Source organism: Sphaerisporangium sp. NPDC051017, from assembly GCF_040683095.1.
Taxonomy (GTDB): domain Bacteria; phylum Actinomycetota; class Actinomycetes; order Streptosporangiales; family Streptosporangiaceae; genus Sphaerisporangium.
This window is the reverse complement of the sequence record NZ_JBFBCI010000001.1, coordinates 78,707-98,339: the sequence shown is the minus strand read 5'-3', so window position 1 is coordinate 98,339 and position 19,633 is coordinate 78,707. Positions and strand designations below refer to the sequence as shown.

Genomic DNA, 19,633 nt, shown 5'->3' with positions numbered 1-19,633 from the left:
CAGGTAAAACCATCAGCGAAAGGACAGGGCGATGAACGCGGCCCGCGGCCGGTTGCGGATCTACCTGGGCGCCGCCCCTGGCGTGGGCAAGACGTTCGCGATGCTCGGCGAGGGGCACCGGCGCCTGGCGCGCGGGACGGACGTGGTGGCCGGGTTCGTGGAGACCCACGGGCGGCCCCGTACCGCCGCCCTGCTGGACGACCTGGAGGTCGTCCCCCGCAAGACCATGGTCTACCGGGGGACGACCTTCACCGAGCTGGACACCGATGCCGTCATCGCGCGGGCTCCCAAGCTGGCGCTGATCGACGAGCTGGCGCACACCAACGTGCCCGGCTCGCGCAACGTCAAGCGCTGGCAGGACATCGAGGAGATCCTGGACGCGGGGATCGATGTGATCTCGACGGTCAACATCCAGCACCTGGAGTCGCTCAACGACGTCGTCCACGAGATCACCGGCGTGCCGCAGCGCGAGACCGTCCCCGACGAGGTCGTCCGGCGGGCCGGGCAGGTGGAGATCGTGGACATGGCGCCCGAGGCGCTGCGCCGGCGTATGGCCCACGGCAACATCTACCCGCCGGAGAAGATCGACGCGGCGCTGTCGAACTACTTCCGCGTCGGCAACCTGACCGCGCTGCGCGAGCTGGCGCTGCTGTGGGTGGCGGGCAAGGTGGACGAGCAGCTCGACCTCTACCGCGCCGCGCACGGCATCTCGGGCACCTGGGAGGCTCGCGAGCGGGTGGTCGTGGCGCTGACCGGCGGGCCGGAGGGTGACACGCTGGTCCGGCGCGCGGCCAGGATCGCCGCCCGCACCAAGGGCGCCGACCTGCTGGCCGTCCACATCACCCGTTCGGACGGGCTGCGCGGCGCCGACCCGGCGAACCTGTCGCGGCAGCGCACGCTGGTCGAGAGCCTCGGCGGCACCTACCACCAGGTCGTCGGCGAGGACGTCCCGCACGCGCTGCTCGACTTCGCGCGCGGCGTGAACGCCACCCAGCTCGTCCTCGGTGCCTCGCGGCGCGGCCGGTTCGCGGGGCTGTTCTCGCGCGGCGTCGGGGTGACCACCACCATCCTGTCGGGCGCGATCGACGTCCACATGGTCACCCACCCGGAGGTGAGCAAGGGGACGTGGCGGCGGCGCTCGCGGGCCCCGCTCACCCGCACCCGCCGGATCGCGGGGTGGGCGATGGCCGTGCTCATCCTGCCCGTGCTCACGGCGGCGCTGCTCCCGTACCGGGGCGAGCTGGCGCTGCCGACCGAGATCCTGCTGTTCCTGCTGACGGTGGTCGGCGTGGCCCTGGTGGGGGGCATGTGGCCCGCCGTCACCGCGGCCGTGGCCGGGTTCCTGCTGCTCAACTTCTACTTCACCCCTCCGGTCGGCCGGTTCACGATCTCCGAGCCGGAGAACCTGCTGGCGCTCGGCGTGTACGTCCTGGTGGCCATGATGGTCAGCGCGGTCGTGGACGTGGCGGCGCGCAGGACCCGGGAGGCCGCCCGCGCGGGCGCCGACGCCGAGGTGCTGTCCACCCTGGCCGGGCACGTGCTGCGCGGCGAGGCGGCGCTGCCGTCCCTGCTGGCCCGGCTGCGCGAGACCTTCGGCCTGTCCTCGGTGACCCTGCTGGAACGCACCGGCGAGCCCAGCCCGGACGACCACACCGAGCCCGAGGCCTGGCGCATCGCCGCCATGTCCGGTGCCGCGCCCTGCACGTCCCCGGCCGGCGCCGACACCGACGTGACCATCGGCGACGACCTCGTGCTGGCCGTGCGAGGACGGCTGCTGGACGCCTCCGACCGCCGGGTCCTGGAGGCCTTCGCCGCCGAGGCCGCCATCGCGCTGCGCCAGGAACGCCTGCGCGCCGAGGCCGAGCAGGCAAAACCCCTGGCAGAGGCCGACAAGATGCGCACCGCCCTGCTCGCCGCCGTCAGCCACGACCTGCGTACCCCGCTGGCCTCGGCCAAGGCCGCCGTCGAGAGCCTGCGCAGCACCGACATCACCTGGAGCGAGGAGGACCGCGGCGAACTGCTCGCCACCGCCGACGAATCGCTCGTCAAGCTCGACCGCCTGGTCGCCAACCTGCTCGACATGAGCCGCCTCCAGGCGGGCGTGCTCGGCCTCACCCCCGAGCCGACCGCCGTGGACGAGATCGTCCCGCGCTCGATCGACGACCTCGGCCCGATCCGGGACCGCGTCGAGAGCGACATCACGCCCGGCCTGCCCGAGGTGGACGCCGACCCGGCGCTGCTGGAGCGCATCCTCGTCAACGTGATGAGCAACGCCGTCCGCCACAGCGAACCGGAGGACAAGGTGCTGGTCACGGCGAGCCGGCACAGTGGATACGTGGAGATCCGGGTCATCGACCGGGGGCCGGGCATCCCGCCGGAGGACCACGACCGGGTCTTCATGCCCTTCCAGCGCATGGGCGACCGCGACAACCACACCGGCGTGGGGCTCGGTCTCGCGCTGTCACGGGGCCTGGCGGAGGCGATGGGCGGCACCCTCGTCCCCGAGGAGACGCCCGGCGGCGGGCTGACCATGGTGATCACGCTGCCGATCGCGGCCCGGCCCGGCGCGCTACCGGTGGAGGAACCCGCGTTTACCGGCGACGCGACAGGAGACAATGCGAATAGTCACCTGTGAACACGCTATGTCACTGATTCGTGGAGCATGAACATGATCAAGACTCTTATCGTCGCCACGGTGCTCGCCGTCGCGGCGCTGCTGACCTTCGGCCTCGTCACCGGCTTTCGGGAGAACTCCAAGGCCAAGGCGAAGCGTCGCTGAGACCCATCGAAGACCGCCTGCCCTCCTGTCCGGCGAGGACAAGGGCAGGCGTCGTCGTTTCCGGGGCCCCGCATCCGGATGGGCCCGTACGCGCTAAGCGGGCTTAACCGGCTCCGCCTGCTCCACGGGCTCCCCGGCGAGCGGCAGCCGCACCTCGAAGCGCGCGCCCCCGGCCTCCGACCGCTCCACGCGGATCGTCCCCCCGTGCGCGCGCACCACGTTCTCCACGATCGCCAGGCCCAGCCCGGTGCCGCCGTGGTCGCGGCTGCGGGCCTCGTCCAGCCGGGTGAACCGCTCGAACACCCGCAGCCGGTCCGCCTCCGGGATCCCCGCGCCGTCGTCGCTCACCGTCAGCAGCGCCTGCTTTTCTTCCCTGCGCACCTCGACCTCGACCTCGTTCCTGGCGTGCCGCTGCGCGTTGTCGAGCAGGTTGGACAGAACGCGCGCGAGCTGCGGCGGGTCGGCCAGGACCGCGACCCCGTCCGACAGCACGAGCCGTGTGGGCAGCCGGTCCGCCCGGCCGCGTAGCTCCGAGCGCACCGCGCCGGGGAGGTCCACCCGCTGGCGGGTGTCCGGTGAAGCGTCTTCCGCGCCGGTGAGATAAAGCAGGTCGGTGACGATCGCCTGAAGCCGGTCGACGTCGCCGAGCGCCCGGCCGATCAGATCCCCCAGCTCGGTGTCCTCGGGGTGCATCCGGGCCTCCTCCAACTGGAGGTGTAGCCCGGCGATCGGTGTGCGCAGCTCATGGGAGGCGTCGGTGACGAACCGCCGCCGTACCTCGACGGCGTTCTCCAGGCGCGTCAGCGTGCCGTTGACCGTACGGGCGAGCCGGGCGACCTCGTCGTCGCCGGGCGGTTCGCGGACCCGGCCGCTCAGATCCTTGAAGGTGATGTCGGCCAGTTGCGCCCTGATCGCGTCGACCGGCCGCAGCGTGTGGCCGGTGACCTGCCAGGTCGTCCAGCCGACCAGCGCGATCAGCGCGGCGGTCTGGGCGGCCACCGCCGTGTTGACGACGCCGGTGGACAGCATGCCGCCGATGCGCCCGGCGTAGACGACCGGCGAGTCCACCGCGGGGCCGACCCTCAGCGCGGTGAGGTGCAGGCATCCCGGCTCCGGGTTGAGACAGGTCTGCACGTCGTTCAGGGGGTCGTCCGCTGTGGGCCAGACGGTGCTCATCGGGGGGTGTCCCCAGGCCCCGGCGGAGGAGGCGATCACATGCCTCTGGGGGTCGAGCACCTGCACCATGTCGATGCCGGGCACGACCGAGGTGATCTTGCTATGCAGGTGTCCCGTACGTATCGTCACGGCGACCGCCATGGCCTCGGCCCGGGTGTCGTGCCAGATCGCGTTGGCCAGCACGCGTTGGATGGAGGCGTTGAGCACCAGCGCCATCGGGACGAGGATCAAAGCGGTGATCAGGACGGTCAGGAGCGTCACGCGCCCCCGGATCGACCGTGGGCGCAGCTTGTAAGGACCACGGCCCATACACCCAAGCTATGCGACCCGGCGCCCGGTCACGAATCCGGCGGGGAGGCCCAGCCCGCATCCGGACCCGGCCGCGTCGCCCGGCGGCGTCCGAACAGTCGCAGGCCCGCGAAGAGGACGAACCCGGCCGCGAATCCTCCGGCGGCGTACCAGATCTTGATGGGCCCGTCCTCGCCCCCGGACACGACCGGGGACGCCTGAGGCGTGGCGGAGCCCACCGGAGCCGTTCCCGAGGGACGCTTCGGCGTGCCCAGGGCGGTGATCAACGCGGCGTCGACCGGGTCCCCGGACACCACGCGGTCGCCGGGACGCAGCGGGTCCGTCCCGGTGCCGACCTGCCGGTTTCCCGAACACTGGCCCGTGTGCAGCGGTACTCCGGGGACGGGCGGCACCACGCCCGTCGGCTCGGAGGAGGCGAACACGAGGTACCGGCCGCCGGTCGTGAACTGGTACCCGCACGCGGGGGTGTCGGCGTTGGAGGCCACCTCGAACTGGACGACCGGGTCGCTCTTGTAGACCTGGTCGGCGCGGAAGGTGTAGACGATCGGGGGGCGCGGGCCGAGCGGGTCGCCGCCCTCCGCCTGGCGCGAGGCCACGACCGTGCCGGTGAAGACGGCCGCCGACCGCTTCATCTGGTCGGCGGGCGGCTGGGAAGCGCAACTGCACGCGCACGCCGCGCTCGGGGCCGTGACGAGGAACCCCGCAGCGAGCAGCAGGACGGCCGTCACTCGACTTCTCATGACCTCAGAACGTACCCAGGGCCCCGGCGGTTCGACTCGCGCGGCCCGGGCGACGGCACGCGGAATTCCGCACCGCCCGGGACGCTGGACCGACGCCGAGAAGTCGGCGGTCTACCAGGACTGGCTCAAGCGTCACGGACCCCTTCCTCAGCCGCAGTCCCTGGAGCCCCCTACCGCCGGGACCAGCGCCGACCACTCGGCCTCCTTCTCCCTCACCATCGGCGGGAACCAGGGCGACACCACCTGGAAGGAATGGACCGCCTACACCGCCGGCCAGACGGTGACCTACGCGGGCGTGACCTACCGGTGCCTCCCTCGCCGCCCGGCTGGGAGCCGCCGAACGTCCCGTCGCTGTGGCAGCGCATCGGCTAGTCCCGGACCTAGTGAGAATCCCTGATCTCACTGGCCGGACACGGCCTCCGCGTGATCGGCCGCGTGTTGTGTGGACACCCCGAGATCACGCGGCGTGCCGCTCACCCCAGAAAACACGAGGTCCGGTCACCGCGGACCGGGCCTCGTCCGACGTCCCGGCGTTCGCCTCACTGGACGTCACCCGTCACCCATGGTTTCACGTCAGCTTCTCGGCCCTGAAGGGACCGAGCTTGCAGCTCCTCACCGTGCATGGGGTGCACGGGTCAGGCCGCGTCATCGGCAGCGTGACTCACTGCCCGGCGACCGATGTTGATCGCCGCGTTGTGGTCGGCCGGGCCGGCGAACCCGCACCTGACACACCGGAAGTCGTCCCGGGTGGGACGGTTGCGCTTGTCGCAGTGGCCGCACTGGTGGCAGGTCCGCGAGGTGTTACGCGGGTCCACCAGCCGCACGGGCACACCCGCCAAGGCGGCCTTGTAGGCGATGAACGTGCGGAGCTGGTGGAAGCTCCACGAGTGCAGGTCGGCACGCCGAGCCTTGGTAACCGTGACCCTTTCGCGGATGCCCTGAAGGTCTTCGAGGGCGATCCCCTGCCGGGTGTCTTTGGCTTTGCCGACCAGATGCTTACTGATCACATGGTTGGTGTCCCGGGCGAACCGGGCTTCCTTACGGCGGCGCCTCTTCAGCAGCCGCTTGGCGGACTTGGTGCCCTTGGCCTGGAGCCGCGCCCGCAGACGGGCGTTACGCCGCCGGACAGCGCGCACACCCTTCCCGCAGTGGGCCTCGCCGGTGGAGTCGGTGGCCAGGTTGACGATGCCGAGGTCCACGCCCAGCCACTCGTCAGGCTCTCCGCCTTGCGGGGGCTCGGGAACGTCGATCACCACGGCGAGGAACCACGCCCCGTCGCGGTAGACGAGATCCGCCTGCCCGCGCATCGTCGCCCCTGTGGTGGCCGGCCATCGGCCTTGGTAGACCACGGGGACGGTGATCCGCCCGTTCAGGGTGAGGATGCCGGCCCGGTCGCGGCCTTTCCACGACAGGATGCGCTGGTCGTAGGCGACTGCACCCAGCTCACGGAACACGGGCTTAATGGTCTTGTCCCGTTTGTAGGCCTCGCACGCTTTGGCGATGGAGCGGATGGCCATCTGTGCCGACAGCCCGAAGTCGGCGCGGAGTTCGGCGTAGACGAGCTTCTGGAGCCCGATCTTGTTCGCGGTGCGGTGGGCGAATGCGACTTCGGCGGCCCGGTTGGCGGCGGCGTTGCATGCCCGCATCGTCGCCAGCAGCGCCTCGGTCTGCTCGGCGCTCGGGGCGAGCTTCAGCATCTCCGTAACCAACACGCCACTGAGCGTAACGCTCAATGGTCACGAAAGGATCACATCGTGAAGGGCCGTTCCCCCGGCCCTGAAGTGAAGGACTGGGCTTCCGCGCTGCAGGTGCTAGGTGAACCACGGCTCCGGGCGCGCCCGGCCGCGTGGACCAGCAGTGCGGTCCCCGCGCCGGCCGCGTACCAGAACAGGTCCGGCGCGTTGAAGGTCGACCCGAGGACGAGCCGCGCGAGCGCGCTGTGCCGGGACAGCTCCGCCGGTACCCCGCTGAGCTGCGCGAACTCGACGATCCAGCTCACGGCCAGCGCGGTCCCCGCCGCGGTCACGGGCCTCACCCGGGGCGCGGCCAGGACGACCAGCCCGTACACCAGCACGGTGTAGAGCGCGTCCCCGGCGTACTTGGCGAAATCGCCTCCGGCAAGCGCCCGCACCCCGAGCCCCGCCACCACCGTGCCCACCACCGCCACGCCGGCCGCCAGACGCGCACGCAGTGCCCCACCACCCCGTCGAACCAACCGAAAGTCGGACACGCAGGGCATTGTATGAGCCGCGTTCAGGTCGCGATGCGATCACGGCCCTGGCATCCGCGTCGCACATCGCCCTGCGTACCGGCGAGCGCCTCGCGGATCACTTCGTTCCGCTTCTTCAGCATGTCGAGCTCGCGGACGCGCTGGACGAGGCGGTTGTCCGCGGCGTACGCGTCGGCTTCGTCGTAGAGACGGTAGCAGCGGGGGCCCTTGCCGGCCCGCGGCCCCTCGCCGGGAGAGGACGACGGGCCGGGCCGGCCATGGCGGTGCCGGGGCCCGGGGATCGCATAATCTGACCAGGTCAGATGGGTCTTCACGGGGCCGTCGAGGGGGGAGCCGCGCATGGTCATCGGGCTTTCCCTGGTCGCGGCCTGTCTGCTGGGCCTGGGCTTCGTCGCCCAGCAGCACGCCGCGTACCGCGAGCCCCTGAGCCAGATACTGCACCCGCGCCTGTTGCTGGACCTCGTCCACATGCCCCTGTGGCTGGCGGGCATCGGCCTGATGTTCTGCGGGCAGATCCTCAGCGCGATCGCGCTCGGGCAGGCGAGCGTCGCGGCGGTCGAGCCGCTCCTGGCGACGAGCCTGTTGTTCGCCCTGGTCGCGGCGCACATGATCTACCAGCAGCACTTCTCCTGGGTCGAATGGCTCGGCGCGGTGCTGGTGAGCGGCGGTGTGGCGCTCTTCCTGGCTTTCGGGGAGCCGCGTCAGGCGCGGGGGCACGACCTCCCCGATCCGGGCTCACCACGCTGGCTCGCGATGCTCCTGGCGGCCGGGCTCTCGGCCGTCCTCGTGGTGATCGCGCTACGGGTGTCCCTCCAGGTCAAGGCCATGCTCCTGGCCGCCGCGGCGGGCGTGCTGTACGGAATGCAGGACGTCCTGACGCACAGCACGTTGATCACCCTGGACAACGGCGTGGGCGCGGTCGCGCAGACCTGGCAGCCGTACATCGTGCCGTGCGTGGCCATCGTGGGGCTTCTGCTCAACCAGAGCGCGTTCGACGCCGCGCCGCTGCGGGTCTCGCTGCCGGCCACCACCGCCACCGAGCCGGTGATCGGCATCCTGCTCGGCATCGTCATCTTCGCGGAGCGCCTGCATGTCGCCCCGGGCGCGCTGGCGGCCGAGGTCGCCGGTCTGACGGCGATGGTGACCGGCATCCTGCTGCTCGGGCGGTCTCCCTTCCTGGCCAAGCGGGAGAACGGCGCACTCCAGCGGCAGGCCGGGGAGCGGTGATGTTGCCGGTCATCCTGGCGCTCTGCGCCGCCGCGAGCAATGCGTTCGCCTCCGTGCTCCAGCGTCGCGCGGCGCGCATGGTGCCCGCGCAGAAGGCGTTCCGGCTGTCGCTGTTCCTCGCGCTCATCCGTCAGCCGGTCTGGCTGGCCGGAATCGGCGCGCTGATCGCGGGGTTCGCCTTCCAGGCCGCCGCGCTGGCCTTCGGGGCGCTGGCGCTCGTCCAGCCGACCCTCGTCATCGAGCTGCCGTTCACGATGGTCCTCATCTCGTGGATGTTCGGCATCAAGCTCGACCGCCGCTCGTGGGCGGCGGTCGGGGTGATGACCGCCGGGCTCGCGACGTTCCTCGCCAGCGCCGCGCCCGGACCGGGCCGCCATCCGCCCACCTCCGCGCTCTGGCTGATGGCGGGCGTCGTCACGGTGGGCACCATGATCGGGCTGGTGGCCGTGGCCCGTCTCCTCTTGACCGGCGCGGGCCGGGCCGCGGTGCTGGGCGTCGCGGCCGGCATCGGGTTCGCCTTCACCGCGACGTTCATGAAAGAGAGCACGTCCATCTTCGAGTCCGACCCGGGAGCCCTGGTCGCCTCGTGGGAGCTGTACGCGATGGTGCTCGCGGGGTTGCTCAGCCTGTTCCTGCTGCAGAACGCGCTGCAGAGCGGGCCCCTGGTGGCGGCGCAGCCGGCGCTGACGATCAGCGACCCGGTGGCGAGCATTCTCTACGGCACCCTGCTGTTCGGCGAGTACGTGCGCACGGGGCCGTGGATCATCCTGGAGGCCGCCGGCATCGGGCTGATCATCTACGGGAGCTGTCTGCTGTCCAAGTCGCCGCCGATCCGGGCGCACGCGCGCGCTTCGTCCGCGGCGCGGGAGCGCGCCTGACCGGCGTGCCGGGCTTGCTGTCGGGCAGGGGGCCGGGCAGGAGGGTCGGGCGGGGCGCCGATCAGGGTCTCGGCGGGTGGCGACGCGGACAGGGCCGCGGCGCGGGCGACCTGGCGGGCGCGGTGCCCGTCGTCCGCCAGCCGGTCGAGCGCGCGCAGCAGGTCCGCGCCGCGCCGGGCGTGGACGGTCACCCCGGCCCGCGCCATCGCCCGCACGCCGTCGCGGCCGTGACCGGCGATGGGACGGTAGGAGATCACGGGAAGCCCCGCGGCGAAGGCTTCCTCGCAGGTCAGCCCGGCTCCATTGTCCACCAGCGCGTACGCCGCCGCCATGAGCGCGGGCACGTCGTCACGCCACCCGAGGGCCGGCCCGTCCCCGGCGGCCTCGAGGCGGCGGCGCAGGGCGGCGTTGCGCCCGCACAGGACGACCGGCGTGTACCGCCCGGACCGCGCGAGGACGCGCGCCGCCCGTGCCACCGGCCCCACCCCCCACGACCCCGCGGAGATCAGCACCAGCCGGTCCCCGGGACGCGCGCCGATGCTGGCGCGCGCCGCGGCCCCGCCGTCCGGGCGCGTGAACGCGGGCCGCACCACCGGGGCGCAGGGGACGGCGGGGCGGCCGGTCGCGGCGGTGATCGGGCCGGTCAGGGCAGGGTTCGGGCAGAGGTGGCGGTCGTTGCCCGGGTGCAGCCACATCCGGTGCACGGCGAAGTCGGTCACCAGGACCGTGCTGCGCGTCCGCAGCCGCCCCCGCTCGCGCAGCCGCCCGGTCGCCTGGGCGGCCAGGTGGAACGTCGAGACGACCTCGTCGTACCGGTGCAGGCCGGGCAGGCGGCCCAGGCGCGCGGCCGTCAGGACGGTCAGCGGCGAGGCGGACGGCGCCCGTTTGGCGATGAAGAAGACCTGGTAGATGACGTCATAGAGCCAGGGCGCCCGCGTGATCACCCACTGGTACCCCCGGCGCAGCAGCGATCCCAGCCCAAGGGGGAGGAGCTGGAGGACATCGACGATCTCCGCCTCGGCGCCGTCCTCGACGAGCCGCCGGGCCAGCTCCGCGGCGACCCCGTCGTGGCCCGCGCCCATGCCCGCGCTCAGGATCAGCACCCGCCGCCCGGTCACGGTCCCTCACCACCGCGGGCCGTCCGGTGATCCGCCTGGCGCTCGCGGGGACGGCCGCGGGGCTGGCCGCCGTGCACGCCGGACCCGCCGCGACCTGGCTGCCCGGCGTGCGGCGGCTGCTCCCCGGGCTCGCGGGGGTGGGCAGGCCCGGCCACGTCGCGCTGACCTTCGACGACGGCCCCGACCCGGCCTCCACGCCGCACTTCCTCGACGAACTGCGGCGGCTCGGCTGCCGGGCCACGTTCTTCGTGCTCGGGGAGATGCTCGAACGCCACCCGGAGGTCGGCCGCCGCGTCGTCGCGGAGGGCCACGAGCTCGGCGTGCACGGCTGGCGGCACGACAACGCCCTCGGCATGCGGCCGGGCCGCGCGGCCAAAGAGATCGGCGCCGCGTGCGACCTGGTCCACGCGGTCACCGGCGTCCGTCCCGCCTGGTACCGGCCGCCCTACGGCGTGCTCAGCGCCGAGACGCTGGTCGCGGCCCGCGCGCGTGGCCTGCGCCCGGTGCTGTGGACGGCGTGGGGCCGGGACTGGACGGCCACGGCGACCCCCGCGTCCGTGCTGGCCGCCCTGGCGCCCGGCCTGCGCGGCGGCGCCACCCTGCTGCTGCACGACTCCGACCACACCTCCGCCCCCGGTTCCTGGCGGGCGGCGCTCGGCGCGCTGCCCGCGCTGGTCGGCCGCTGCCGTTCCCTGGGGCTGCGCGCGGGGCCGCTGCGCGAGCACGGCGTCGCCCGGGCCGGGCGGCGTGCCCAGGACCCGGAGGTACGGCGATGGGCTCGTCACGGCCGCGCTCCTCGATGACGGCGTCGAAATGAACGTCTCCGGCGGCCGGTACCGGTAAAGGCGCGATCGTGCCAATGCTCGCCATGATGGCGGGCGGCGGAACTCACGGCCGCCTTTACCGGCGGAGCGGGCCCGTCCCGGCAATCCGCAAATTCATCGTCGAGGGAACGCAATAGGTGCCCGTGATCAGGTCGTTCCTCGTTTGATGGCGTCTGTGGGCGGAAATTCCGTACCGGTGTCATCGCGGCAGGACGGCAAATACGACGTCGTATCCAGGGCCACCGGTGAAAATTTTCCGGTGGCCTTACGGTTATTGCCGCGCGCGTATCGTGACCACCTTCTCGCGGTTTACGGATTCGCACGTTTCGTCGACGACATCGGCGACGAGGCAAAGCCGGGCGATCGGATGTGGCTGCTCGACCTCGTCGACGCCGACCTCGACCGCCTGTACGCCGGGACGGCCCCCTGCCTGTCCGCCGTCCAGGCGCTCGCGCCCACCGTCGAGGCGTGCGAGGTCCCGGCCGAGCCGTTCCGCAAGCTGGTGACGGCCAACCGCCGCGACCAGACCGTCATCCGGTACGAGACCTTCGACGACCTGCTCGCCTACTGCGAGCTGTCGGCCAACCCCGTCGGGCACATCGTGCTGCGCGTCTTCGGCCAGGCGAGCGCGGAGCGGCTGCCGCCGTCCGACCGGGTGTGCACGGCGCTGCAGGTCGTCGAGCACTGCCAGGACGTCGGCGAGGACCACCGGCGGGGCCGCGTCTACCTGCCCGCCAAGGACCTGCACGACTTCGGCTGCGCCGAGGACGACCTGGCGGCGGCCACGACGTCGCCGGCGCTGCGCCAGGTGGTGGCCCTGCAGACGGCACGGGCCGCGCGGCTGCTGGAGGAGGGCCGCCCGCTCGTCGCGACGCTCACCGGGCACGCGCGCCGGGCCGTCGCGGGCTACGTCGCCGGGGGCCTCGCCACGGTCGCCGCGCTGGAGCGGTCCGCGTACGACGTCCTCGGCAGGGCCGTGCGCCCGCGCCGCGGCCGGTGGCTTGCGTCCTGGCTGCGGCTTCTGGCGACCGGCGTTCCGGCCCCGACTACTAGCGAAGGGAGGTGAACGGGTGACCGTCGCTCTCGCGTACCGCCGCTGCGAGCGGATCGTCCGCACCCAGGCGAGGAACTTCTCCTACGGCATCCGGCTGCTGCCCGCCCCCAAGCGCCGCGCGCTCAGCGCCGTGTACGCCTTCGCCCGCAGGATCGACGACATCGGCGACGCCGGCGGCCCGGCCGCCGAACGTCTCGCCCGCCTCGCCGAGGCCCGCGCGGCGATCCGGCCACCCCATCCGGCCGTCGAGCCGGACCCAGGTGATCTGGTCCTGGTCGCCCTGCGCGACGCGGCCCGCCGCTACCCCATCCCGCTCGGCGCCTTCGACGAACTGATCGACGGGTGCGCCGCCGACGTGCGCGGGGCCGCGTATGAGAGCTTCGACGACCTGCTCGCCTACTGCCGGTGCGTCGCCGGATCGGTCGGGCGGCTGTCCCTCGGCGTCTTCGGGGCGCGCGACCCCGGTGTGGCGGCGCCGCTCGCCGACGCCCTTGGCGTGGCGCTGCAGATCACCAACATCCTGCGCGACGTGCGTGAGGACCGGCTCGCCGGGCGCGTCTACCTCCCCGCCGAGGACATCGAACGCTTCGGCTGCACGCTCACCCTGGACTCCTCCGGGGCGTTCGCCGACCCGCCGCACCGCCTGGCGAAGCTGATCCGGTACGAGGCCGAGCGGGCCCGCGAGTGGTACCAGCGCGGCATGCGGCTGCTGCCCATGCTGGACCGGCGCAGCGCCGCCTGTACCGCGGCGATGGCCGGCATCTACCGCAGCCTGCTCGAACGCATCGCCGCCGAGCCTGAGCGGGCGATGGCCGCCAGGTCGTCGCTGCCCTCCTGGGAGAAGGCGATGGTCGCCGCGCGCGCCCTCGCGGGAGCCGGACGATGAGCGCCGCGCCCGTCGCGATCGTCGGCGGCGGCCTCGCCGGCATCGCCGCCGCGGTCGCCCTCGCCGAGGCGGGCCTGCCGGTGACGGTGTACGAGGCCCGGCCGCGGCTCGGCGGCGCCACCCACTCGTTCCGGCGCGACGGCCTGACCGTGGACAACGGCCAGCACGTGTTCCTGCGCTGCTGCACGGCCTACCGGGGCCTGCTCGACCGGATCGCCGGCCCCGGCCAGGTGCGCGTGCAGGACCGGTTCGACGTGCGCGTCCTCACCCCGGCGGGACGGGCGGGACGCCTGCGCCGCGCCGCGCTGCCCGGCCCCTTCCACATGATCCCCGCGATCGCGGCGTACTCGCTGCTCGGCCCCGCCGACCGGCTGCGTGCCGTCCGCGCGTCCGCCGCCCTGACCCGGCTCGACCCCTCCGACCCCGTGCTCGACCGGGTAGCCCTCGGCACCTGGCTGGCCGCGCACGGGCAGCGCGCCCCCGCCCGCGAGGCCCTGTGGGAACTGTTCACGGTGGCGGCGCTGAACGTCCCGAGCGGCGAGGCGGCCCTCGGGCCCGCGGCCAAGGTGTTCCAGACGGCGCTGCTCGGCCGCGCCGACGCCGCCGACATCGGGATCCCGGCCGTGCCGCTCGGCGTCCTGCACGGCACCGGGGCCCTGGCCGCGATCCGGCGGCGCGGCGGCGAGGTGCGCCTGTCGGCGAAGGTCACGGCCGTCGAGCGCGGCCCGGCGATCATCGTGGACGGCGCGCGGGTCGCCGCGCCCGCGGTCATCGTGGCCACGCCGCACGAGCAGGCCGCCCGGATCACCCCGCGCGACGCCGCGCCCGACAGGGACCGCTGGAGCGGCCTCGGGGCCGAGCCGATCGTCAACGTGCACGCCATCTTCGACCGGCCGGTCACCGCCCTGCCGTTCGCCGCCGTCGTGGGCTCGCCCGTGCAGTGGGTGTTCGACAAGACCCACGTCGCCGGGCTGGACCGGGGCCAGTACCTCACCGTCTCGGTGTCCGCCGCGAGCCGCTGGATCGACATGCCCGTCGCCAAGCTCCAGGCCGAGTTCGTCCCCGCGCTCGAACAGCTCTTCCCCACGCGGGCGCGGCTCATGGACTTCTTCGTCACCAAGGAGCGGCGCGCCACCTTCCGCCAGAGCCCTGGCAGCGGCGCGCTCCGTCCGAGGGCCGCCACCCGGTGGCCCGGCCTGTACCTCGCCGGCGCGTGGACGAACACGGGCTGGCCCGACACCATGGAGGGCGCCGTGCGCAGCGGACTGGAGGCGGCCCGCCTCGTAAGGCGGCATCTTCGGCAAGGAATTCCCACGTGAGCCCGGTCGTCCCGGCGGCGGTGGAGGCCGCCCGCGAGATCGTCGACCCGGTGATGCGCGAGGCCGTCGCGCGGCTGGACCCGATCACCGCGCGCGTCGCCGCCTACCACCTCGGCTGGGCCGACGCCGCCGGGCAGGCCGTCGCGCACGGCGGGAAGGCTCTGCGTCCCGCGCTCGCCGTGCTGTCGGCGCGGGCCGCGCGCGGCGGCCCTGACGTGGGTGCCCATGTGGGTGCGGTGGCGGGCGCCGCGGTGGAGCTGGTGCACGCGTTCTCGCTGCTCCACGACGACATCATGGACGGCGACCGGGTGCGCAGGCACCGCCCCGCCGCGTGGACGGTGTTCGGCCGGTCCGAGGCGATCCTCGCGGGCGACGCCCTGCTGGCACTGGCCGGGGAACTCCTGATCGAGCGCGGCACGCCCGGCTTCGTGGACGCGGCGCGGGCGCTCGCCCGCACCACCCGCGGGCTGATCGCCGGCCAGGGGCTCGACCTCGAGTTCGAACGGCGCGACGACGTGACGCTGGAGGAATGCCTGCGGATGTCGGCGCGCAAGACCGGCGACCTACTGGCGTGCGCCTGCTCCATCGGCGCCACGGCCGCCGGGGGGCCAGGGCCGCTGGCGTCATCGCTGGCGGCGTTCGGCATGGAGGCGGGCGTGGCCTTCCAGCTCGCCGACGACCTGCTCGGCATCTGGGGCAGCCCCGAGGTGACCGGCAAACCCGTCCTGTCCGACCTGCGCGCCCGCAAGAAGAGCCTGCCCGTCGTCGCCGCCCTGACCAGCGGGACGGCGGCCGGCGAACGCCTCGCCCGGCTGCTCGCGTTGCCCGGCCCACCGGCCGAACCCGACCTGCGGGACGCCGCGCGCCTGGTCGAAGAGGCAGGCGGCCGGGACTGGGCCGAAACAGAGGCCAAACACCGGCTCGACGCCGCCGGACTGCACCTCGACGCCGTGGACATGCCCGCCGACGTGCGCGCGGACTTCCTCGACATCGTCCTCTCCCTCGCCGCCCGGGACCGCTGACATGACGGCCTACATGACGACGGTCGACGTCCATCTGCCCGCCTCCAGCGCCGGGCTGGCCCTCGGCGCCGCCTGCGACCACCTGATCCGCCTGCGCTCGCCGGAGGGCTGGTGGAAGGGCGAGCTCCAGACCAACGTGACCATGGACGCCGAGGACCTGCTGCTGCGCGAGTTCCTCGGCATCCGCACCGAGAGGGACACCGCGGACGCGGCGCGGTGGATCCGCTCCGAGCAGCGCGACGACGGCACGTGGGCCAACTTCCACGGCGGGCCCGCCGACCTGTCCACCACCGTCGAGGCCTACGTCGCGCTGCGCCTCGCCGGGGACCCCGTGGACGGGGCGCACATGCGCGCGGCCGCCGCGTACGTCCTGCGCTCCGGAGGGATCGAGGCGACCCGGGTCTTCACCCGCATCTGGCTGGCCCTGTTCGGCCGGTGGCGCTGGGAGGACCTGCCCGTGATGCCGCCCGAACTGATCTACCTGCCGTCCTGGGCGCCGCTCAACGTGTACGACTGGGCGTGCTGGGCCCGGCAGACGATCGTCCCGCTCACGATCGTCAGCGCCCACCGGCCCGTGCGCCCGCTGCCGTTCCGGCTGCACGAACTGCGCACCGGACGGCCCGTGCCCCGGCGCTCGGGCCTCGGCTGGGAGGGCGTGTTCGGCGGGCTCGACCGGCTCCTGCACCGATACCAACACAGGCCCGTCCGCCGGGTACGGGAGGCCGCGCTGCGGCGCGCCGCCGAATGGATCGTGGCGCGCCAGGAACTCGACGGCTCCTGGGGCGGCATCCAGCCGCCATGGGTGTACTCGCTGATCGCGCTCCACCTGGCCGGATACCACCTCGACCACCCCGTCATGCGCCGCGGCATCGAAGGGCTCGACCGGTTCACGATCCGGGACGCGCGGGGGCGCATGCTGGAAGCGTGCCAGTCCCCGGTATGGGACACCGCCCTCGCCGTCAACGCCCTGCTCGACGCGGGCGTGCCCGCCGACGACCCCGTCATCGCCAAGGCCGCCGACTGGCTCATCGGCGAGGAGGTCCAGGGCCCCGGCGACTGGGCCGTACGCCGTCCCCACCTGCCGCCCGGCGGCTGGGCGTTCGAGTTCGACAACGACGGCTACCCCGACACCGACGACACCGCCGAGGTCGTCCTCGCGCTGCGCCGCACCCGCCGACCCGGCGCGCGGCCGGCGATCGACCGCGCCGTGCGCTGGATGGAGGGCATGGCCTCGCGCGACGGAGGCTTCGCCGCCTTCGACGCCGACAACACCCGCACACTCTGCACCAGGCTGCCGTTCTGCGACTTCGGCGCGGTCATCGACCCGCCGTCCGCCGACGTCACCGCCCACGTCGTCGAGGCGCTCGCGCACGAACGGCCCGCCGGATCCGCCCCCCTGCGACGGGCCGTCGTCTGGCTGCTGAAGGCGCAGGAGCCGGACGGCTCCTGGTTCGGGCGGTGGGGCGCCAACCACGTGTACGGCACCGGCGCCGTCGTCCCCGCCCTGGTCGCCGCGGGTGTACGGCCGGAGAGCTCCTGCGTGCGGCGGGCCGTCGCCTGGCTGCGCCACCACCAGAACGACGACGGCGGGTGGGGCGAGGACCTGCGCTCGTACAACGACCCGGCGTGGATCGGGCGCGGGGAGTCGACCGCGTCGCAGACGGCGTGGGCGCTGCTGGCCCTGCTCGCCGCCGGGGAGCGCTCGGAGGAGGTCGACCGGGGCGTGCGGTGGCTGGTCGAACACCAGCGCCCGGACGGCACGTGGGACGAACCGTACTTCACCGGCACGGGCTTTCCCGGCGACTTCTACATCAACTACCACCTCTACCGGCTGGTCTTCCCGATCAGCGCCCTCGGCCGCTACCTCCACGCCCGCGAAACCGACGCCGCGGCCCGCGCAACCGCCACAGGCGTCCCCGTCCGCGAGGGCGACACAGTGATCATCCGCCCGGCGGACGCGGCGACGCCCGCCCACGCGAGCGATGGGAGAGCCGTTACTCCAGAAGAGGCGACGGCCGTTGGGGCGGACGGCGGTGCGGTCGCCGTTCGTCCCGGGGAGGCGACGGCCGTTCTCGCGGGCGATGGGGCTGCCGTTCGTCCGGAAGATGTGCCGACGGCTGTTGGGCCGGACGAGGGTCTGGCCGTCGGTCGTCCGGGAGAGGCGGCGCGGGAGCGGGCGTCGTGACGCGGCTGCTGGTCTGCGCGGCCCTCGGCGTCGAGGCGAGGGCGCTGCGCCGCGGCCTGGCCACCGTGGATCTCCCGCGTGGCCTGGCCGAGGTACGCGTGGTCAGGACCGGGGCCGGGCCACGGCGAGCCGCCCGTGCGGCGAGCACGCTGCCGCCGTACGACGCGCTGGCCGTGGCGGGGTTCGGCGGCGCGGTCGATCCGTCCCTGCGGCCTGGGGACGTGGTGGTGGCCTCGGAGGTCCGCTTCGGTGACCGCGCGTACCCTTGCCCGTCCGCGCCGCTGCTGGCGTCTGAGCTGGCCCGCGACGGGCTGCGTACGCACGTCGGCCCCCTGTTGACCTGCGACCACGTGGTCCGGGAGGCCGAGCGCCCGCACCTGGCCAGGCTCGGGGCGCTCGCCGTCGACATGGAGACCGGCCCGCTGGCCGAGGCGGCTTATGGGGATCCGCCGGCCGCGGCGGCGCACGGGGATCCGCCGGCCGAGAGTGTGCACGGGGATCCGTCGGCCGAGACCGTGCATGGGGATCCGTCGGCCGAGGCGGCGCGCAGCCGTCCGATCGCGGCCGTGCGCGTGATCGTCGACGCTCCCGGGACACCCCTGCTCGGCCTCGCCGTCGTCCGCGCCGGCCTGACCGCCCGCCGCGTCCTGCGCCGCGTCGCCCCGGCCCTCGCCCGCTGGGCCTCCTCCGCCGCCCCGCCCGATGCCTACCCGTCCCCCGCACACCTGCCCGACACGGCCCCGCTCGCAGATTTCCCCCGCCGGAACACGCCCCCAGCGCTTCGGCCGACCCGCGCCGAGGACACCGTCCGGTTCCCACCTCCCGGGGAGGTGCTGTTATGACGATCCCGGTTCGTCAGAGCCTTCGCGTCGGCGGCTACATCCTGCGTCAGAAGCTGCGCGGCCGCGACAAGTTCCCGCTGCTGGTCGAGCTGGAGCCGCTGTTCGCCTGCAACCTGGCCTGCGCCGGCTGCGGCAAGATCCAGCACCCCGCAGGCGTCCTGAAGCGCCGCATGCCCGTCGAGCAGGCCGTCGCCGCCATCGAGGAGTGCGGCGCGCCGATGGTGTCGATCGCGGGCGGGGAGCCGCTCATGCACCCGCAGATCGCCGAGATCGTCCGGCGGCTCGTCGCCCGCAGGAAGTACGTCTACCTGTGCACCAACGCGCTGCTCATCCCCAAGAAGATCGACCAGTTCACGCCATCGCGGTACTTCGCGTGGACCGTCCACATCGACGGCCTGCGGGAACGCCACGACGCGTCCGTGTGCAAGGAAGGCGTGTTCGACGAGGCGGTCGCCGCCGTGCGCGAGTGCCGCAGGCGCGGCTTCCGCGTCACCACCAACACGACCTTCTACAGCGGGGACTCCCCGCAGACCGTCATCGACGTCCTCAACTACCTCAACGACGAGCTACGCGTGGACCAGATGATGATCTCCCCGGCCTACGCCTACGAGAAGGCCCCCGACCAGGAGCACTTCCTCGGGGTCCGGGAGATCCGCGACCTGTTCAGGAAGGCGTTCGCGGGCGGCAACCGCCGCAGATGGCGGTTCAACCACTCGCCCCTCTTCCTGGACTTCCTGGAAGGGAAGATCGACTTCCCGTGCACGGCCTGGGCGATCCCGTCGTACTCGCTGTACGGCTGGCAGCGGCCGTGCTACCTGATGGCCGACGGGTACGCGCGGACGTACCAGGACCTGGTCGAGAAGACCGCGTGGGACTCCTACGGGCGGGGGCGCGACCCGCGCTGCGAGAACTGCATGGCCCACTGCGGCTACGAACCGACCGCCATCTTCGCCACCCTGAGCTCCCTGAGGGAATCCCTCCGCGCCATCCGCACCCACTGACAGAGATGATGTGGGTGAGCACCTCCCGCCCCAGGCCGGAGCA

At 73.3% G+C, this 19,633-nt stretch carries 18 protein-coding genes; 12 read left to right on the top strand and 6 right to left on the bottom strand.

What is annotated here, in order from left to right:
- The first annotated feature begins 31 nt into the window (after positions 1–31).
- On the top strand, positions 32–2,635 hold the full coding sequence (locus AB0M95_RS00460) for a sensor histidine kinase KdpD (RefSeq protein ID WP_363757729.1): 2,604 nt from the start codon (positions 32–34) through the stop codon (positions 2,633–2,635).
- Positions 2,636–2,872: 237 nt separating this feature from the next.
- On the opposite strand, the gene AB0M95_RS00455 is transcribed toward AB0M95_RS00460, so the two are convergent.
- Entirely contained in the window at positions 2,873–4,264 is a 1,392-nt protein-coding gene (locus tag AB0M95_RS00455; RefSeq protein ID WP_363757727.1) for a HAMP domain-containing sensor histidine kinase, read from the bottom strand.
- Between the two features lie 29 nt (positions 4,265–4,293).
- Positions 4,294–5,004: a hypothetical protein gene (locus AB0M95_RS00450; protein WP_363757725.1), complete on the bottom strand. Its 711-nt coding sequence runs from the start codon at positions 5,002–5,004 to the stop codon at positions 4,294–4,296.
- On the opposite strand from AB0M95_RS00450, the gene AB0M95_RS00445 reads away from it, so the two are divergent.
- Positions 5,003–5,401: a carbohydrate-binding protein gene (locus AB0M95_RS00445; RefSeq protein WP_363757723.1), complete on the top strand. Its 399-nt coding sequence runs from the start codon at positions 5,003–5,005 to the stop codon at positions 5,399–5,401. The two genes, AB0M95_RS00450 and AB0M95_RS00445, sit on opposite strands and share 2 nt — an antisense overlap.
- A gap of 238 nt (positions 5,402–5,639) precedes the next feature.
- Here AB0M95_RS00445 and AB0M95_RS00440 read toward each other — a convergent pair whose 3' ends face one another.
- Genes AB0M95_RS00440 through AB0M95_RS00430 form a run of 3 tightly spaced genes read right to left on the bottom strand, consistent with a single transcriptional unit; the run spans position 5,640 to position 7,581 of the window.
- On the bottom strand, positions 5,640–6,716 hold the full coding sequence (locus AB0M95_RS00440) for a transposase (RefSeq protein WP_363757721.1): 1,077 nt from the start codon (positions 6,714–6,716) through the stop codon (positions 5,640–5,642).
- 35 nt (positions 6,717–6,751) lie between these two features.
- Entirely contained in the window at positions 6,752–7,234 is a 483-nt protein-coding gene (locus tag AB0M95_RS00435) for a DUF2809 domain-containing protein (RefSeq protein WP_363757719.1), read from the bottom strand.
- Positions 7,235–7,257: 23 nt separating this feature from the next.
- A complete protein-coding gene (locus tag AB0M95_RS00430) occupies positions 7,258–7,581 on the bottom strand; it encodes a hypothetical protein (protein ID WP_363757717.1) in 324 nt (107 codons plus the stop codon).
- Here AB0M95_RS00430 and AB0M95_RS00425 point away from each other — a divergent pair.
- Both AB0M95_RS00425 and AB0M95_RS00420 read left to right on the top strand, forming a co-directional pair.
- Positions 7,574–8,461 (top strand): DMT family transporter, encoded by an 888-nt coding sequence (locus tag AB0M95_RS00425; protein ID WP_363757715.1) that lies wholly within the window; start codon positions 7,574–7,576, stop codon positions 8,459–8,461. The genes AB0M95_RS00430 and AB0M95_RS00425 overlap by 8 nt on opposite strands.
- The gene (locus tag AB0M95_RS00420) at positions 8,461–9,339 is read left to right on the top strand and encodes a DMT family transporter (protein ID WP_363757713.1); all 879 of its coding nucleotides are present in this window, start codon (positions 8,461–8,463) and stop codon (positions 9,337–9,339) included. The genes AB0M95_RS00425 and AB0M95_RS00420 overlap by 1 nt, the downstream gene beginning before the upstream one ends.
- Here the strand turns inward: AB0M95_RS00420 and AB0M95_RS00415 are convergent.
- Positions 9,258–10,457, bottom strand: a complete 1,200-nt coding sequence (locus AB0M95_RS00415) for a hypothetical protein (RefSeq protein ID WP_363757711.1) — start codon at positions 10,455–10,457, stop codon at positions 9,258–9,260. The genes AB0M95_RS00420 and AB0M95_RS00415 overlap by 82 nt on opposite strands.
- Before the next feature lie 26 nt (positions 10,458–10,483).
- Between AB0M95_RS00415 and AB0M95_RS00410 the strand changes: the two genes are divergently transcribed.
- The 8 genes from AB0M95_RS00410 to hpnH all read left to right on the top strand — a co-directional run bounded on the left by AB0M95_RS00410 (position 10,484) and on the right by hpnH (position 19,590).
- Positions 10,484–11,260 carry a polysaccharide deacetylase family protein gene (locus AB0M95_RS00410; protein WP_363757709.1) on the top strand — a complete coding sequence of 259 codons (777 nt, stop codon included), beginning with the start codon at positions 10,484–10,486 and terminating at the stop codon, positions 11,258–11,260.
- Between the two features lie 187 nt (positions 11,261–11,447).
- The gene (hpnC, locus tag AB0M95_RS00405) at positions 11,448–12,347 is read left to right on the top strand and encodes a squalene synthase HpnC (RefSeq protein WP_363757707.1); all 900 of its coding nucleotides are present in this window, start codon (positions 11,448–11,450) and stop codon (positions 12,345–12,347) included.
- 4 nt (positions 12,348–12,351) lie between these two features.
- Positions 12,352–13,221 (top strand): presqualene diphosphate synthase HpnD, encoded by an 870-nt coding sequence (gene hpnD / locus AB0M95_RS00400; RefSeq protein ID WP_363757705.1) that lies wholly within the window; start codon positions 12,352–12,354, stop codon positions 13,219–13,221.
- Positions 13,218–14,540 carry a hydroxysqualene dehydroxylase HpnE gene (gene hpnE / locus AB0M95_RS00395; RefSeq protein WP_363757703.1) on the top strand — a complete coding sequence of 441 codons (1,323 nt, stop codon included), beginning with the start codon at positions 13,218–13,220 and terminating at the stop codon, positions 14,538–14,540. The genes hpnD and hpnE overlap by 4 nt, the downstream gene beginning before the upstream one ends.
- Positions 14,537–15,562, top strand: coding sequence for a polyprenyl synthetase family protein (locus AB0M95_RS00390; RefSeq protein ID WP_363757701.1), 1,026 nt, complete (start codon positions 14,537–14,539; stop codon positions 15,560–15,562). The genes hpnE and AB0M95_RS00390 overlap by 4 nt, the downstream gene beginning before the upstream one ends.
- 1 nt (position 15,563) lies before the next feature.
- Positions 15,564–17,747 (top strand): squalene--hopene cyclase, encoded by a 2,184-nt coding sequence (gene shc, locus AB0M95_RS00385; RefSeq protein ID WP_363757699.1) that lies wholly within the window; start codon positions 15,564–15,566, stop codon positions 17,745–17,747.
- Complete coding sequence (locus AB0M95_RS00380; protein ID WP_363757697.1) at positions 17,744–18,589, top strand: hypothetical protein; 846 nt, start codon at positions 17,744–17,746, stop codon at positions 18,587–18,589. Before shc ends, AB0M95_RS00380 begins: the two co-directional genes overlap by 4 nt.
- Positions 18,586–19,590 (top strand): adenosyl-hopene transferase HpnH, encoded by a 1,005-nt coding sequence (gene hpnH, locus AB0M95_RS00375; RefSeq protein WP_358519911.1) that lies wholly within the window; start codon positions 18,586–18,588, stop codon positions 19,588–19,590. The genes AB0M95_RS00380 and hpnH overlap by 4 nt, the downstream gene beginning before the upstream one ends.
- Positions 19,591–19,633 lie beyond the last annotated feature (43 nt).